This is a genomic window from Streptomyces sp. NPDC093221, from assembly GCF_044753885.1.
Taxonomy (GTDB): Bacteria; Actinomycetota; Actinomycetes; order Streptomycetales; family Streptomycetaceae; genus Actinacidiphila.
Genome location: NZ_JBIVOA010000001.1, coordinates 611,893 through 626,762, shown reverse-complemented (window position 1 = coordinate 626,762; position 14,870 = coordinate 611,893). Strand labels below are relative to the sequence as shown.

General features: G+C 72.7%; 14 protein-coding genes. 6 read left to right on the top strand and 8 right to left on the bottom strand.

Annotated features, from left to right (window positions below):
- Positions 1-242 precede the first annotated feature (242 nt).
- The gene (locus ACIQCJ_RS02775; RefSeq protein ID WP_402710508.1) at positions 243-1,985 is read left to right on the top strand and encodes a protein kinase; all 1,743 of its coding nucleotides are present in this window, start codon (positions 243-245) and stop codon (positions 1,983-1,985) included.
- Positions 1,986-2,086: 101 nt separating this feature from the next.
- Here the strand turns inward: ACIQCJ_RS02775 and ACIQCJ_RS02770 are convergent, their stop codons facing one another.
- The gene (locus tag ACIQCJ_RS02770) at positions 2,087-3,370 is read right to left on the bottom strand and encodes an adenylosuccinate synthase (protein ID WP_355336123.1); all 1,284 of its coding nucleotides are present in this window, start codon (positions 3,368-3,370) and stop codon (positions 2,087-2,089) included.
- Positions 3,371-3,504: 134 nt separating this feature from the next.
- Between ACIQCJ_RS02770 and ACIQCJ_RS02765 the strand changes: the two genes are divergently transcribed.
- Entirely contained in the window at positions 3,505-4,350 is an 846-nt protein-coding gene (locus tag ACIQCJ_RS02765) for a diacylglycerol kinase family protein (RefSeq protein ID WP_355336121.1), read from the top strand.
- 31 nt (positions 4,351-4,381) lie between these two features.
- Here ACIQCJ_RS02765 and ACIQCJ_RS02760 read toward each other — a convergent pair whose 3' ends face one another.
- Positions 4,382-4,864: a GbsR/MarR family transcriptional regulator gene (locus tag ACIQCJ_RS02760; RefSeq protein WP_402710507.1), complete on the bottom strand. Its 483-nt coding sequence runs from the start codon at positions 4,862-4,864 to the stop codon at positions 4,382-4,384.
- 101 nt (positions 4,865-4,965) lie between these two features.
- On the opposite strand from ACIQCJ_RS02760, the gene ACIQCJ_RS02755 reads away from it, so the two are divergent.
- On the top strand, positions 4,966-6,108 hold the full coding sequence (locus tag ACIQCJ_RS02755; RefSeq protein WP_402710506.1) for an ATP-binding cassette domain-containing protein: 1,143 nt from the start codon (positions 4,966-4,968) through the stop codon (positions 6,106-6,108).
- Positions 6,105-7,712 carry an ABC transporter permease gene (locus ACIQCJ_RS02750; protein ID WP_402710505.1) on the top strand — a complete coding sequence of 536 codons (1,608 nt, stop codon included), beginning with the start codon at positions 6,105-6,107 and terminating at the stop codon, positions 7,710-7,712. Before ACIQCJ_RS02755 ends, ACIQCJ_RS02750 begins: the two co-directional genes overlap by 4 nt.
- Positions 7,713-7,829: 117 nt before the next feature.
- On the opposite strand, the gene ACIQCJ_RS02745 is transcribed toward ACIQCJ_RS02750, so the two are convergent.
- From ACIQCJ_RS02745 to ACIQCJ_RS02725, 5 genes are all read right to left on the bottom strand, one after another.
- A complete protein-coding gene (locus ACIQCJ_RS02745; protein ID WP_402710504.1) occupies positions 7,830-9,080 on the bottom strand; it encodes a cytochrome P450 in 1,251 nt (416 codons plus the stop codon).
- A complete protein-coding gene (locus ACIQCJ_RS02740; protein ID WP_391042643.1) occupies positions 9,077-9,910 on the bottom strand; it encodes an MBL fold metallo-hydrolase in 834 nt (277 codons plus the stop codon). Before ACIQCJ_RS02740 ends, ACIQCJ_RS02745 begins: the two co-directional genes overlap by 4 nt.
- The gene (locus tag ACIQCJ_RS02735) at positions 9,907-10,872 is read right to left on the bottom strand and encodes an NUDIX hydrolase (protein WP_402710503.1); all 966 of its coding nucleotides are present in this window, start codon (positions 10,870-10,872) and stop codon (positions 9,907-9,909) included. Before ACIQCJ_RS02735 ends, ACIQCJ_RS02740 begins: the two co-directional genes overlap by 4 nt.
- A 121-nt stretch (positions 10,873-10,993) precedes the next feature.
- Positions 10,994-11,461, bottom strand: a complete 468-nt coding sequence (locus ACIQCJ_RS02730; RefSeq protein WP_355336109.1) for a RidA family protein — start codon at positions 11,459-11,461, stop codon at positions 10,994-10,996.
- Positions 11,458-11,619: a DUF4177 domain-containing protein gene (locus tag ACIQCJ_RS02725; RefSeq protein WP_188284144.1), complete on the bottom strand. Its 162-nt coding sequence runs from the start codon at positions 11,617-11,619 to the stop codon at positions 11,458-11,460. The genes ACIQCJ_RS02730 and ACIQCJ_RS02725 overlap by 4 nt, the downstream gene beginning before the upstream one ends.
- A 208-nt stretch (positions 11,620-11,827) precedes the next feature.
- Here ACIQCJ_RS02725 and ACIQCJ_RS02720 point away from each other — a divergent pair, with 208 nt between their 5' ends.
- Both ACIQCJ_RS02720 and ACIQCJ_RS02715 read left to right on the top strand, forming a co-directional pair.
- The gene (locus tag ACIQCJ_RS02720) at positions 11,828-12,946 is read left to right on the top strand and encodes an ArsA-related P-loop ATPase (RefSeq protein WP_391159350.1); all 1,119 of its coding nucleotides are present in this window, start codon (positions 11,828-11,830) and stop codon (positions 12,944-12,946) included.
- Positions 12,947-12,949: 3 nt separating this feature from the next.
- Complete coding sequence (locus tag ACIQCJ_RS02715; RefSeq protein ID WP_402710501.1) at positions 12,950-14,302, top strand: ArsA family ATPase; 1,353 nt, start codon at positions 12,950-12,952, stop codon at positions 14,300-14,302.
- A gap of 71 nt (positions 14,303-14,373) precedes the next feature.
- Here ACIQCJ_RS02715 and ACIQCJ_RS02710 read toward each other — a convergent pair whose 3' ends face one another.
- The gene (locus tag ACIQCJ_RS02710) at positions 14,374-14,706 is read right to left on the bottom strand and encodes a WhiB family transcriptional regulator (RefSeq protein ID WP_093716024.1); all 333 of its coding nucleotides are present in this window, start codon (positions 14,704-14,706) and stop codon (positions 14,374-14,376) included.
- Between the last annotated feature and the right edge of the window lie 164 nt (positions 14,707-14,870).

Genomic DNA, 14,870 nt, shown 5'->3' with positions numbered 1-14,870 from the left:
CGTCTCCTTCGTCGTCCTTGTGCGTCGCGCGCGCCCACGTACTCCGGTGATTCGTACGTTCGTACGCGCGGGTGACTGCCGCACACGATATGCGAAGCCCGTACGCGTATGCGCGGCGAGCGGAACGGGGAACACCTCTGACCCCCTGCCGTTCATACGCTTATTCTTCGCCGTACGGGTGGGCGGCGGCGCGGTGCCGGGACGGAGCCGCACAGTGCGGAGCGGGACGGGGAAGAGCGACGATGGACGAGCTGAGGTCCGGCGATCCGCGGTCGATCGGCGCGTACCGCCTCCTGGGCAGGCTCGGGGTGGGCGGGATGGGCATCGTCTACCTGGCGCGTTCCGAGCGCGGGCGCACGGTGGCGGTGAAGCTGGTCCGCGACGAACTGGCGTCCCAGGAGGAATTCCGCACCCGTTTCCGCCGTGAGGTGCAGGCCGCACGCCGGGTGGGCGGGAAGTGGACCGCGCCGGTGCTGGACGCCGACACCGAGGCCGAGGTCCCGTGGGTGGCGACCGGTTATGTGGCGGGGCCCTCGCTCAGCCAGGTGGTCAAGGAGTACGGTCCGCTGCCGGAGCGTTCGGTGCGGGTGCTCGCCTCCGGGCTCGCGCACGCGCTGCGCGACATCCACGCCGCCGGTCTGGTGCACCGCGATCTCAAACCCTCGAACGTGATGATCACCATCGACGGTCCGCGGGTGATCGACTTCGGAATCGCGCGCGCCCTGGAGACGGTCGTCGACGGCGGCTCCCTCACCTATACCGGCGCCATGGTGGGCTCCCCCGGTTTCATGTCGCCCGAGCAGGTGCGCGGCGACCGGGTGACGCCCGCCTGCGACATCTTCTGCCTCGGCTCGGTGCTGGCCTACGCGTCGACCGGTCTCCAGCCGTTCGGCGCGGCGGCCAGCGGTGTGCACGCCCAGATGTTCCGGATCGTGCAGGAGCCGCCCGACCTGGACGAAGTGCCCGACGGGCTGCGCGAGTTGGTGGCCGCCTGCCTGGTGAAGGAGCCCGAGGAGCGGCCCTCGCTGGCGCGGGTGCTGGAGCGGCTGGGCGAGGCGGACGGCGGGAGCCACGACAGCGCGGCGCAGGACTCGACCGCCGAGCCGTGGCTGTCCGGCGCGATCGTGGCGCAGCTCGGACGGCACGCGGTGCGGCTGCTGGAGGTGGAGGCGGCGGCGGAGTCCCCCACGCCCACGGAGCTGGACGTGGGGGTCGTGGCCGCGGGCGGACCGGGCGCCCCCACGCCGACACGGGCGGACCCCGGCCACCTCTCGGGCACCGGCGCGCGCACCGACGGCGCGACCCCGGTCAGGCAACCGCCGCCGACCGCGTACTCACCGACCTACAGCTCGTACGCGCCCCCGGCCGGTGCGGCACCGGCCGGTCCGACGCCGCCCCCGCCGACGTACACGCAACCGCAGGCGGCAGGGCCGGACGCGGGCGGGCCGCGCAAGACGCGGCGCGGGCCGCTGATCGCGGCGATCGTCGCCCTGGTGGTCGTCGCGGGCGGCGTGACCGCGTACATCGCGGGCCAGGGGGGCACGAAGAACACGGCCGATCCGGACCCCGGTGTGAGCACACCCACCGGTCCGACATCCCCGCCGGTCTCGGGTCCCGCGCGGACGTCGCCGGGCCAGGCGGACCCCGCGAACGCGGCGGTGCCCAGCGGCATGGTCGGCACCTGGCGGACCTCCTTCACCAGTGACGACGCGGGCGACAACACCCGGACGCTGACGGTGAAGGCGGACGGCTCCGTGGAACTGTCGGGCGACAGCGCCTCCTACGCCTGCTTCTGGTCCATGCACGTCGTCTCGGTGGGCCCGCCGGTCGAGTTGAGCCCGTCGCAGGTGGTGACGGGGACGCCCGCGTCCTCGTGCAGCCCCGGCGACGGCACCACGCTCACCCTGGTGGACGACACCCATCTGCGCCGCGACAACCTCGACACGAGCAAGGCGCCGCTGACGTACACCAAGGTCGACCGCTGACCGCGTACGGACACAGGTAAGCCCCGCTCACCTGTGTGGGCGGGGCTTACCTACGGAACCGGAACCGGGGCCTGGGCCTGGGCCTGGGACCTGGGGCCGTTCTAGAGGAACGAGTTGATCTCGATCGTCTCGGTACGGCCGGGGCCGACGCCGATCGCGGAGATCGGCGCGCCCGACATCTCCTCCAGCGCCTTCACGTACGCCTGCGCGTTCTTCGGCAGGTCGGAGAGCGACTTGGCCTTGCTGATGTCCTCCGTCCAGCCGGGCAGGTACTCGTAGACCGGCTTGGCGTGGTGGAAGTCGGACTGGCTGTAGGGCAGTTCCTCGACCCGGCGGCCGTCGATCTCGTACGCGACGCAGACCGGGATCTGCTCCCAGCCGGTGAGGATGTCCAGCTTGGTGAGGAAGAAGTCGGTGAGGCCGTTGACCCGGGTCGCGTAACGGGCGATGACCGCGTCGAACCAGCCGCAGCGCCGGTTGCGCCCGGTGGTGACGCCGAACTCGTGGCCCACGGTGCGCAGTCGCTCGCCGTCCGCGTCGAACAGCTCGGTGGGGAACGGTCCGGAGCCCACACGCGTGGTGTAGGCCTTGAGGATGCCGATCACCCGGCTGATCTTCGTGGGGCCGATACCGCTGCCGGTGCAGGCGCCGCCGGACGTCGGGTTGGACGACGTGACGAAGGGGTACGTGCCGTGGTCGACGTCGAGGAGCGTGCCCTGGCCGCCCTCCATCAGGACGACCTTGCCCTCGTCGAGCGCGTTGTTGAGGATCAGGGTCGTGTCGGCGACGTAGCTCCTGATCTGCTCCGCGTAGCCGAGGTACTCCTCGACGACCTGGGCGGTGCTGATCGCGCGCCGGTTGAAGAGCTTGACCAGCACCTGGTTCTTCTCGCTGAGCGCCGCGTCGACCTTCTGCTGGAGGATCGATTCGTCGAACAGGTCCTGGATGCGGATGCCCACCCGGTTGATCTTGTCGGCGTAGGCCGGGCCGATGCCGCGCCCGGTGGTGCCGATCTTGCGGTTGCCGAGGAACCGCTCCGTCACCTTGTCGATGGTCTGGTGATACGGCGTGATCAGGTGCGCGTTACCGCTGATCAGGAGCTTGGACGTGTCGACACCGCGCTCGTTCAGCCCGCTCAGCTCGGAGAGCAGGACCGCCGGGTCGACGACGACACCGTTCCCAATGACCGGGGTGCACCCCGGTGACAGGATTCCGGAGGGGAGGAGATGCAGTGCGTACTTCTGGTCGCCGACGACGACCGTGTGGCCGGCGTTGTTGCCGCCCTGGTATCGCACCACATAGTCCACGGAGCCACCGAGCAGGTCGGTGGCCTTCCCCTTGCCCTCGTCACCCCACTGAGCACCGAGCAGCACAAGTGCGGGCACAGGCGTACACCCCTTCCGGGCGGGGCATGTCCAACGTGCAGAGAGCCGTCGAACCTGCCCCGGAATAGACGAAGCCCCTGACGCAAAGGCGCAAGGGGCTCTTGCACCGAGATTTTACCTGAGGAAGGACCAAGGTGTCGGCCGTGTCTCCTGGGCATCCTCCCCCGGACTCCGACCGGGGGCACCCCCTGCTCCTGGTCATCGACCCCGCGGCACGCGCGGTCGACGGCGAATCCGTGCGGATCGCCAAAGACGTCCTGTGCGCGGGCGCGTACTCCGTAAAAGTTTGCGTCCCGGATTCCGCGGAGGAGGCGGAGCGCGCGCTGGCGCACCGCGGTCGCCGTCACCCTGTGGTGCTCGGCGACGACGCGGCGCTGCTGCGGATGGTGCGCGCGCTGCACCGCGACCGCACGCTCGGGGAGGCGCCGGTCGCGCTGGTGCCGATCGGGCCGCGGTCCGCGCTGGCCCGCGGCCTCGGGGTGCCGGGCCAGGTGCTGGCGGCGGCGCGGGCGGTGCTCGACGGCGTCGAGCGGGAGCTCGACCTGCTGGTCGACGAGAGCGGCGGGATCGTGCTCGGCACGCTGAGCATCCCGTGCGGCACCCCGGTCTCGCAGACCGCCGCGCACTGGTGGACGCCGGTCGAGAAGACCGCCCGCTCCCTGGTCCGCACCCTCACCGCGCCGATCCCGGTCAACGGTCAGCAGCCGCGGCAACGGCTGCGCGTGGAGGCCGACGGTGTGCTGCTGGCCGATCTGGACCAGCCGGTGCAGGAGATCTCGGTCCGCACCTCGCCGTCGGGCGTGGCGGAGGTCTTCGTCCGTCGTACGGAGGGCGCGGAGCACGTACGCGCGCAGGCGCGGACCATCACCGTCTCGGGCCGGGACTTCCGCTACCGCGCGGACTCCGCCGTCACCGGGCCGGTGCGCAGCCGTACGTGGACGGTGGAGCGGTCGGCGTGGCGGCTGACGGTGCCGCGCTGAGGGCGGCAGGAGCGTTTCAGCGGGCCGCGCGTCACATCGTGGCCTTGCGCTCCCGCCAGCGGTCCATCATCGCGCCGAGCTCCCTTTGCAGGAAGTCGAAGAAGGCGGCGGTCTCGGCGAGCCGCTGACCCGCGTCCGTCTCCTCGCCGACGGTGTCTATTCCGGTGCGCAAGGTGTTCTCCCAGCGGGCGAGGACGCCGCTGCGGCTGGTGAACGTCTCGTACCACTGGTCGTGGTGCACCCGGTACAGCTCGCGGCGCGAGCCGGGGTCGCGCTCGCGGTGCACCATGCCGACCTGGGCGAGGTAGCGCACGGCGCCGGAGACCGCGGCCGGGCTGACCTGGAGCCTTTCGCTCAGCTCGGCGGAGCTGAGCGCGCCGTTCTCGGACACGAGCAGCGCGGAGAAGACCCGGGCTGCCATCCGCTGCATTCCGGCCTCGACCATCTCGGCGGCGAAGCGCTCGATGAAGGTCAGCACCTCCGCAGGTCTCTCCTCGTCCCGCGGGTCCGCCATGGCCGCCGCCTCCCTCGTCCGATCCGATCACGTCACGCTGAGTGAAGTTTATCCGCTTCGTCATCTTCACAAATTTCTGAATGTACTGTAGCTTCACAAGCATGACGGACGCAATCACGGTGGCCGGGCTCCGCAAGACCTTCGGCCGCACACACGCACTCGACGGACTCGACCTGTCCGTCCGCACCGGCGAGGTGCACGGCTTCCTGGGTCCCAACGGGGCGGGGAAGTCCACCACGATCCGCGTCCTGCTCGGCCTGATCAGAGCCGACGGCGGCGAGGCCCGGCTGCTCGGCGGCGACCCGTGGCGGGACGCGGTGGCCCTGCACCGGCGGATCGCCTACGTGCCGGGCGATGTCACGCTGTGGCCCAATCTCAGCGGCGGCGAGATCATCGACCTCTTCGGCAGACTGCGCGGCGGAGGCGGCGGGGGCGCTGTCCGCGGCCGGTGGCGCGGGCGCGGGGAGACCGGCGAGCGGGGCGACGGCGGTGCCGCGAGCCGGAAACGGGAACTGCTCGACCGGTTCGAGCTGGATCCGACGAAAAAGGGCGGCGCGTATTCGAAGGGCAACCGGCAGAAGGTCGCCCTGGTCGCCGCCTTCGCCTCGGACGCCGACCTGCTGATCCTGGACGAGCCGACCTCGGGACTCGACCCGCTGATGGAAGAGGTCTTCCAGGGCTGCGTGGAGCAGGCCAGGGACCGCGGGGCGACCGTGCTGCTGTCCAGCCACATCCTCAGCGAGGTCGAGGCGCTCTGCGACCGGGTCAGCATCATCCGCCAGGGCCGCACCGTGGAGACCGGCGCCCTCGGCGAGCTGCGCCATCTGACCCGCACCAGCGTCACCGCGGAGCTGGCCGCCCCACCGCGCGGCCTCGACGAACTGCCCGGCGTGCACGACGTGGACGTCAGCGGGCACCACGTCACCCTCCAGGCCGACACCGACAAGCTCGACGCCCTGCTGCGCGCCCTCGCCGACACCGGCGTCCGCAGCCTCACCAGCCGCCCGCCCACCCTGGAGGAGCTGTTCCGCAGGCACTACGAGGACCCGGACGCCGACGGTCACGCGTCGGCTGCCGAGGGCCGGGCCGGTACGCCGTCCGGACCCGACAGGCCGTCCGCGACCGGTACGCCCGCATCCGGACCCGACGGGACGACCGCATCCGGTACGCCGTCCGGACCCGACAGACCGTCCGCATCCGGTACGCCGTCCGCGACCGGTCCGCGTAAGGCGACGCCCCGATGAGCGGCTTCGCGGGCACCGGCGCCCTCACCCAACTGGCCCTGCGCCGCGACCGGCTGATGATCCCGGCCTGGCTGTACGTGCTGGCCGCGTCCGTCATCGGCACCGCCGCCTCCTTCCGCACGCTCTACGGCGACCAGGCCGAACGCGCGGACCTCGCGCGCAGCACCAACGCCAGCGCGCCGCTGCGCGCGCTCTTCGGACCCATCTACGACTGGGACACGATCGGCGCGCTCACCGGCTGGCGGATGGGCGTGCTCGGCGCGTCCCTCACCGGGCTGATGAGCATGCTGATCGTCGTCCGGCACACCCGTGAGGAAGAGGAGACCGGCCGCCAGGACATGCTCGGCGCGACCATGGTCGACCGCCGGGCCCCGCTCACCGCCGCCCTGTCGGCCGCCGCGACCGCCGACGTCGCCATCGCCCTGGTCGTCCTGTGCGGCATGACCGTGCTCGGCCAGAGCCTGACGGGCTCGGTCGCGCTCGCCCTCGCCCTCGCGGTCGGCGGCATGATGTTCGCCGGGGTCGCCGCGGTGACCGCCCAGGTCACCGAGACCGCGCGGCTCGCCAAGGGTGTCGCGGGAGCCGTGCTCGGCGGCGCCTTCCTGCTGCGCGCCGCCGGGGACGCCGCGACCACCGACTCCTCCTCGCCCCTGGTGTGGATCTCGCCGCTGGGCTGGCTCGAACACCTCCATCCGTACGCCGACGAGGCGTGGTGGGTGCTGCTGCCCGCCGCCGCCTTCGCCGCACTGACCTGCGGCGCCGCGTACGCGCTGGTCGCCCGCCGGGACACCGGGGCCGGTCTGCTGCCCGCCCGTCCGGGACCCGCGCGGGCGGCCCGTTCGCTGAACGGACCCCTCGCCCTGGCCTGGCGATTGCAGCGCGGCACCCTGTACGCGTGGGCCGCGGGCCTGGCGGTCGCGGGCGGGGTCTACGGCTCGGTCACCGACTCCGTCGGGGACCTGATCGGCGGCAACGGCCAGGTGGACGACATCTTCCAGCGGATGGGCGGCCACCAGGGCCTGACCGACGCGTTCCTGTCGACCGCGATGGGCCTGCTCGGCATCATGGCCGCCGTCTTCGCCGTGCAGAGCGTGCTGCGGCTGCGCACCGAGGAGACCGGGCAGGGCGCGGAGGCCGTGCTCGCCCAGTCGGTCGGCAGGGTGCGCTGGGCCGCGAGCCACCTCGTCCACGCGCTGCTCGGCACGGTCGTCCTGCTGGCCACCGGCGGCCTGCTGATGGGCCTGGCCTACGGCGGCGCCATCGACGACATCGGCGGGCAGGTCCCCCGGCTGATCGGGGCGGCCGTCGCGCAGGCGCCCGCCGTGTGGGTGCTGATCGGGCTCGGCACCCTGCTGTTCGGCCTGCTCCCGAGGGCGTCCACGGCCGCCTGGGGCCTGCTCGGGCTCTTCGTGATGATGGGCCAGCTCGGCCCGGTGCTGCGGCTGCCGCAGCCGCTGCTCGACCTGTCGCCGTTCACCCACGTGCCGAAGCTGCCCGGCGGCGAGATCACCGCGACGCCGTACGCCTGGCTGATACTCGTGGCCGCCGGGACCCTCGCGGCCGGCCTGGCCGGGCTTCGCCGCCGCGACCTCGTCACCGGCTGACCCGCGGCGATCCGCGCAGGGGGCCGTGCGCGCGGGCCGGCCGTACGGTCCCGCGCGCGGCTGCCCGCACGGTCCTCCGCCCGTCCGCCCCACGGCCCTGCGCGCGGTCCCGCGCCGTCACCAGGTGACCAGCAGCTCCTCCGGTCCGCGGATCACATAGCCGGGGCTCCAGGCGGGCTCGGCGACCAGCCGCAGGCCGGGCGCCTGGCGCAGGAAGGTGCCGAAGGACGCGCCGAGTTCGAGGCGGGCCAGCGGGGCGCCGAGGCAGTAGTGGATGCCCGCGCCGAAGCTGACATGCCGGTTGTCGGCGGCGGGGCGGGTGACGTCGAAGCGGTCGGGGTCGGTGAAGCGGGCCGGGTCGCGGTTGGCGGAGCCGAAGAGCAGGGCGACCTCGGAGCCGCGCGGGATGACCGTGCCGCCGACCTCGATGTCGTCCAGCACCCAGCGTTCGAACATCTGCAAGGGGGTGTCGTAGCGCAGCATCTCGTCCACGCCGTCCCGCAGCCGGTCGGGGGCGTCGTAGAGGAGTTGGAGCTGGTCGGGGTGGTGGAAGAGGGTGAGCCAGCCGATGGTGGTGGTGTTGACCGTGGCCTCGTGGCCCGCGTTCAGCAGCAGCACGATGGTGGAGATCATCTCCTGCTCGCTGAGCACGTCCCCGTCCTCGCGGGCCGCGATCAGCGCGCTGATCAGGTCCTCGCCGGGGTCGGTGCGCCGGGCGGCGATGAGTTCGTGCAGATACGCGGAGAACTCCTCGCTGGCGGTGACCGCGCGGCGGGCGCTCTCCTCGGTGGGGTTCAGCTCGAACATCCCGGTGATCGCCGCCGACCAGGGCCGCAGCAGACCGCGGTCGGCGGCCGGGATGCCCAGCATCTCGGCGATGACCGCGACCGGCAGCGGCTCGGCGACCCGGGAGAGCAGGTCGCCGCCGCCGTCGGCGTGCAGGGAGGTGATGAGTCCGGCGGCCAGGCGCTCGACGGTGGGGGCCAGATTCTCCACCGTGCGCGGGGTGAAGGCCTTGGCGACCAGGCGGCGGATGCGGGAGTGCGCGGGGGCTTCGAGGTCCAGCATCCCGTTGCCGTTGAGCGTGGTGAACGGCTCGTGCTCGGCGGGCGGTGCCTGGCGGCCGAACTCCTCGTGGGTGAAGCGGTGCAGGTAGGTGCGGCCCAGACGGCGGTCGCGCAGCAGGGCGTTGACGTCGTCGTAGTGCGGGATGAGCCACTGCCTGGTCGGCTCGAACCAGTGCGCGCGGCCGGCCGCGCGCAGGGCCTCGTAGGCCGGGTAGGGGTCGGCGACGAAGGAGGGCGACCAGGGCTCGAAGGCGGGTCCGGACGAAGGGGCGGCGGGTGACGCGGGAGGGGTGGGTGTCATGGCAGATCGATGAGTCCGTGTTCGCGTAGGTAGGCCAGCTGGGCCTGGACGGAGAGCTCGGCGGCGGGCCACAGGGAGCGGTCGACGTCGGCGTAGACATGGGCGACGACGTCGGCGGCGGTGAGCAGCCCCGACTCGACAGCGGTCTCGACCTGGGCGAGCCGGTGCGCGCGGTGGGCGAGGTAGTACTCGACGGCGCCGCGGGCGTCGGTGAGCACGGGGCCGTGCCCGGGCAGCACGGTGTCCACCCCGCCGTCGACCGTCAGGGCCTGGAGCCGCCGCAGCGAGTCCAGGTAGTCGCCGAGCCGCCCGTCGGGGTGCGCGACCACGGTGGTGCCGCGGCCCAGCACGGTGTCGCCGGTCAGGACGGCGCCGTCGGCCGGGAGGTGGAAGGAGAGCGAGTCGGCGGTGTGGCCGGGTGTGGAGACGACCTGGAGTTCCAGGCCGCCGGTGGTGACGGTGTCGCCCGCGGCCAGGCCCTCGTCGCCGAGCCGCAGCGCCGGGTCCAGGGCCCGTACGCGGGTGCCGGTCAGTTCGGCGAAGCGGGCCGCGCCCTCCGCGTGGTCGGGGTGGCCGTGGGTGAGCAGGGTGAGGGCGACGCGCTTGCCCGCCCGCTCGGCGACCTCCACCACGTGGGCGAGGTGGCCCTCGTCCAGCGGGCCGGGGTCGATGACGACGGCCAGCGGTGAGTCGGGTTCTGCCACGATCCAGGTGTTGGTGCCGTCCAGGGTCATCGCCGAGGGGTTGGGCGCCAGCACGCACAGGGCGCGGGCGGTGGCCCGGCCGCCGATGGTGGCCCGCGGCTCGCCGGGTGGCTTCGCGGCGGTCATCGGCCCGCTCCCTCGTCCTGGGCCCGGTCCTGAGCCGGGTCCGGGTCCCGGCCCTGACCCTGGATTTGGCCCTGGCCCCGGTCCGGCAGCGGACCCGCCGTGCCCGGGATGAAGCGGGTGAACTCGTCGTGTCCCGGCCAGGTCAGGACGACGTCGCCGTGCTCGTCGAGGGCGGCGCGGGCCAGGACCGGGGTGAGGTCCCGGTCACCCGCGGCGGTGAGCGCGTCCGCGGCCGAGGCGTACGGCAGCAGGTCGCGCAGCGTGGTGACGGTCGGCGGCAGCATGCTCAGCTCGCCGCGGTCGTAGCCCGCGACGGCCTCGGCGGGCGGCAGCCACACGGTGTGGTCCGCCTCGCCCGACACGTCCCGCGTGCGCTGCCCGGCCGGGAGGGTGGCGAGGAAGAACCAGGTGTCGTAGCGGCGCTCCTCGAACTCCGGGGTGATCCAGCGGGCCCAGGGGCCGAGCAGGTCGGAGCGCAGGACGAGTTCGCGGCGGGCCAGGAAGTCGGCGAAGGACAGGTGGTGAGCGGCCAGCGCGGCCCGGTCCGCCTCCCAGTCCGCCCCGGTGATGTCGGCGACGACGGTCTCGGGGTCGGGCCCGGCGAGCAGCACCCCCGACTCCTCGAAGGTCTCCCGCACCGCCGCGCACACCACGGCCTGCGCGACCGCCTCGCTCGCCCCCAGCGCCGCCGCCCACGCCTCCAGCGACGGCCCGGCCCACCCCACGGGACGCTCGTCGCGCGGGTCCACGCCGCCGCCCGGATACGCGTACGCGCCCCCGGCGAAGGCCATGGAGGCGCGTCTGCGCAGCATGTGGACGGCCGGTCCGCCGGCGTCGGTGTCCCGCAGCAGCAGTACGGTCGCCGCCCGCCGCGGCGTGACGGGGACCAGTTCCCCGCTCGTCAGCGCCCGGATGCGGTCCGGCCACGAGGCGGAGAACATCTGTCCGTCGGTCCTGGTCATGGGCGGGATGCTACGTCCATCCGGCGCGATGTTCGAGAGCCGCCGCCCGCGGGGACCTCCCCGCGACGTTCGAGAGCCGCCGCCCGCAGGGGCCTCCCCCGCGGGCCGCGGACAGGCGGACTCAGTCCGTCAGCTCGACCTGGACCTCGACCTCGACCGGGGCGTCCAGCGGGAGGACGGCCACGCCGACGGCGCTGCGCGCGTGCACGCCCTTCTCACCGAGGACCTCGCCGAGCAGTTCGCTGGCGCCGTTGATCACACCGGGCTGGCCGGTGAAGTCGGGGGCGGAGGCGACGAAGCCGACGACCTTGACCACACGGGCGATCCGGTCGAGGTCACCGATGACCGAGCGGACGGCGGCCAGCGCGTTGAGCGCGCAGATGCGGGCCAGGTCCTTCGCCTCGTCGGCGGTGACCTCGGCGCCGACCTTGCCGGTCAGCGCGAGCTTGCCCTCGACCATGGGGAGCTGCCCCGAGGTGAAGACGTACCGCCCGGAGATCACCGCGGGCTGGTAGGCCGCCAGCGGCGGGACCACGTCCGGCAGCGTCAGCCCCAGCTCCGCGAGCCGCGCGTCGACGGCGCCGCTCACGCCGCCTTCTCCCGCTTGAAGTACGCCACGAGCTGCTCGGGGCTCATCCCCGGCACGACCTGCACCAGTTCCCAGCCGTCCTCGCCCCACGTGTCGAGGATCTGCTTCGTCGCGTGCACGAGCAGCGGCACGGTCGCGTATTCCCACTTCTTCGCCATACGGCGACTGTAGTGCCTCCCCGGCGGCCGTCCGGCACGGCGCTCCCCGACCGGCGGGGACCGTACGCGGACCACCCGCGGGCCACTGCCGCGCCCCCCGTTCGGCCCCGCGCCGCCGCCCCGGATCGACACCCGGCGGTCATCGCGCCGTCACCCCAACCGCACGGCCGCCCGAGTACGTGGTGCCTTCAGTGGTTAGGCTCGCAAGGTGAGCCCTCAACAGTCTTCCGCCGTCAGGCTCCACATCGTGACGGGCAAGGGCGGCACGGGAAAGACCACGGTCGCCGCCGCGCTGTCCCTCGCGCTCGCGTCCGAGGGACGGCGTGTGCTGCTGGCCGAGGTGGAGGAGCGGCAGGGCATCGCCCAGCTCTTCGAAACCGAGGCGCTGCCGTACCAGGAGCGGAAAATCGCTTCCGCACCCGGCGGCGGCGAGGTGCACGCGCTGGCCATCGACGCCGAGCTGGCGATGCTGGACTACCTGGACATGTTCTACAAGCTCGGCCGCGCCGGGCGCGCGCTCAAGAAGCTCGGCGCGATCGACTTCGCCACCACCGTCGCCCCCGGGCTGCGGGACGTGCTGCTGACCGGCAAGGTCTGCGAGGCCGTCCGCCGCAAGGACAAGGCGGGCTGGCCGGTGTACGACGCGGTGGTGCTCGACGCCCCGCCCACCGGGCGGATCACCCGCTTCCTCAACGTCAACGACGAGGTCGCCGGGCTGGCCCGGATGGGCCCCATACACAACCAGGCGCAGACCGTGATGCGCGTGATGAAGTCCCCGCAGACCGCCGTCCACCTGGTGACGCTCCTGGAGGAGATGCCGGTCCAGGAGACGATGGACGGCGTCGCGGACCTGCGCTCCGCCGGGCTGCCGGTGGGCGCCGTCATCGTCAACATGGTGCGCCCCGTCCTCCTGGAGGACGCCGCCCTCGCCCAGGTCACCGACCTCCCGGCGGGCGGCAGCGGTGGCGGCGTCGGCAAGCGGCGCACGGCCGTCGCCAAGGCGCTGTCCCAGGCCGGGCTCGGCGGCGCCCGGCGCGGCGGGGTCGCCGAGCGGCTGGTCGACCCGCTGCTCGCCCAGGCGTACGAGCACGCCGAGCGGGTGGTCCTGGAGCGCGAGCAGCGCGCCGAGATCGGCGGACTCGGCCTTCCCGTACGGGAGTTGGAGCTGATCGGCGAGGGCGTGGACCTCGGCGGGCTCTACCGGCTGGCCGACAGCCTGCGCAAGCAGGCCGTGCCGGGCTTCGGCGGCACCTTCGCCAAGGACGGCGCCCGCGGAGAATCCGCCGCTCACCCGGACGAAGACACCGACACCGGAGACGAGGCCTGACCCATGAGCCTGGAGAGCCCCGTGCTGGAGATCGACCCGCTGCTCGACGACCCCAAGACGCGGATCATCGTGTGCTGCGGTTCCGGCGGTGTCGGCAAGACGACGACCGCCGCGTCCCTGGGCGTACGCGCGGCCGAGCGCGGCCGTACGGCCGTCGTACTCACGATCGACCCGGCGCGGCGGCTGGCCCAGTCCATGGGCCTGACCGAACTGGACAACACTCCGCGCGAGGTGGCCGGAATCGATCGGTCCGCCGGCGGTTCGCTGCACGCGATGATGCTGGACATGAAGCGGACCTTCGACGAGGTCGTGGTCCAGCACTCCGATCAGGAGCGGGCCCGCGCGATCCTGGAGAACCCCTTCTACCAGTCCCTGTCGGCCGGTTTCGCGGGCACGCAGGAGTACATGGCGATGGAGAAGCTGGGCCAGCTCAGGGCCCAGGACGCCTGGGACCTGATCATCGTCGACACCCCGCCGAGCCGCAGCGCGCTGGACTTCCTGGACGCGCCCAAGCGGCTCGGCTCCTTCCTCGACGGCAAGTTCATCAAGCTGCTGATGGCCCCGGCCAAGGTCGGCGGCCGGGCCGGGGTGAAATTCCTCAACATCGGGATGTCGATGATGACCGGCACCCTCAGCAAGGTGATGGGCGCCGGGCTGCTGCGCGACGTGCAGACCTTCGTGGCCGCCATGGACACCATGTTCGGCGGCTTCAGGACCCGCGCCGACGCCACGTACCGGCTGCTCCAGGCGCCGGGCACGGCCTTCCTGGTGGTCGCCGCCCCGGAGCGGGACGCCCTTCGGGAGGCGGCCTACTTCGTGGAACGCCTGGCGGCCGAGGACATGCCGCTCGCCGGTCTCGTCCTCAACCGCGTCCACGGCAGCGGCGCCGCGCACCTCACCGCGGAGCGGGCGCTGGCCGCCGCCGAGGCCCTGGAGGAGGCGCTGGAAGAAAATCTTGCGGACGGCGGCATTGTGGATCATCCGACCGGGAAGGCTGACTCCCAGCGGGCCTCCGCGTCCAGTCAGGCAAGCACCGCCGGCAGCTCGAGCGCCAGCGGCTCAGGCACGTCCAGCACAGCGAGCACGGGCAGCACAGCGAGCACGTCCAGCACAGCGAGCACGTCCAGCACAGCGACCGCGGCCGGTACCGAACGGCTGGCCGCCGGATTGCTGCGCCTCCATGCCGAACGCATGCAGGTGGTCGCGCGTGAACGACGCACGCGCGACCGCTTTGTGTCCGTCCACCCGGAGGTGCCCATGGTGGACGTGACAGCGCTGCCCGGTGACGTACACGATCTGACCGGGTTGCGGGCGATCGGCGAGCAGTTGGCGGACGGTCGGCCCGCGGCCGCGTAGTGGTGCGAGGTCGGACCGCGCGGTGAGGCGGGGCCGGACCACGTACGTGATGGTGCGGTTCTGACCGGTCGTCAGCCCGCGGCGGCGTAGTCGTCCTCGTCGTCGAGCGGGATGAGGCCGGTGCTGCGCTCGTACTCGGTGCGTGCCGTCTCCAGCAGTCTGCGCCACGAGGTCACCATGGGGCGCCGTCGCAGCAGCGCACGGCGTTCACGCTCGGTCATACCCCCCCACACGCCGAACTCCACCCGGTTGTCGAGCGCGTCCGCCAGGCACTCGGTCCGCACCGGGCAGCCGGTGCACACCGCCTTGGCCCTGTTCTGAGCCGCGCCCTGGACGAACAGCTCGTCCGGATCTGTGGTCCTGCACGCCGCCTGCGTGCTCCAGTCGGTTACCCAGCTACTCATGCTGGCGCCGTCCTCTCCCGAATCGAGGCTCCCCCACGGCGGCAAGCGGCATATTCACCGTTGCCAGTTGAGGACGTTACGGAAGGTAGGCGCGGCGCAACAGCCCTTTCCGGCCCAATCTTGCATGGCCCGAACGGACTATGCGTGCGCGGGAGATCACCCAA

What these genes read in the sequence shown, in the direction of transcription:
- ACIQCJ_RS02710 (WP_093716024.1), bottom strand. Translation starts at nt 14,706, where the DNA reads ATGAGTAGCTGGGTAACCGACTGGAGCACGCAGGCGGCGTGCAGGACC.
- ACIQCJ_RS02745 (WP_402710504.1), bottom strand. Translation starts at nt 9,080, where the DNA reads ATGACACCCACCCCTCCCGCGTCACCCGCCGCCCCTTCGTCCGGACCC.
- ACIQCJ_RS02725 (WP_188284144.1), bottom strand. Translation starts at nt 11,619, where the DNA reads ATGGCGAAGAAGTGGGAATACGCGACCGTGCCGCTGCTCGTGCACGCG.
- ACIQCJ_RS02760 (WP_402710507.1), bottom strand. Translation starts at nt 4,864, where the DNA reads ATGGCGGACCCGCGGGACGAGGAGAGACCTGCGGAGGTGCTGACCTTC.
- ACIQCJ_RS02755 (WP_402710506.1), top strand. Translation starts at nt 4,966, where the DNA reads ATGACGGACGCAATCACGGTGGCCGGGCTCCGCAAGACCTTCGGCCGC.
- ACIQCJ_RS02750 (WP_402710505.1), top strand. Translation starts at nt 6,105, where the DNA reads ATGAGCGGCTTCGCGGGCACCGGCGCCCTCACCCAACTGGCCCTGCGC.
- ACIQCJ_RS02775 (WP_402710508.1), top strand. Translation starts at nt 243, where the DNA reads ATGGACGAGCTGAGGTCCGGCGATCCGCGGTCGATCGGCGCGTACCGC.
- ACIQCJ_RS02740 (WP_391042643.1), bottom strand. Translation starts at nt 9,910, where the DNA reads ATGACCGCCGCGAAGCCACCCGGCGAGCCGCGGGCCACCATCGGCGGC.
- ACIQCJ_RS02715 (WP_402710501.1), top strand. Translation starts at nt 12,950, where the DNA reads ATGAGCCTGGAGAGCCCCGTGCTGGAGATCGACCCGCTGCTCGACGAC.
- ACIQCJ_RS02735 (WP_402710503.1), bottom strand. Translation starts at nt 10,872, where the DNA reads ATGACCAGGACCGACGGACAGATGTTCTCCGCCTCGTGGCCGGACCGC.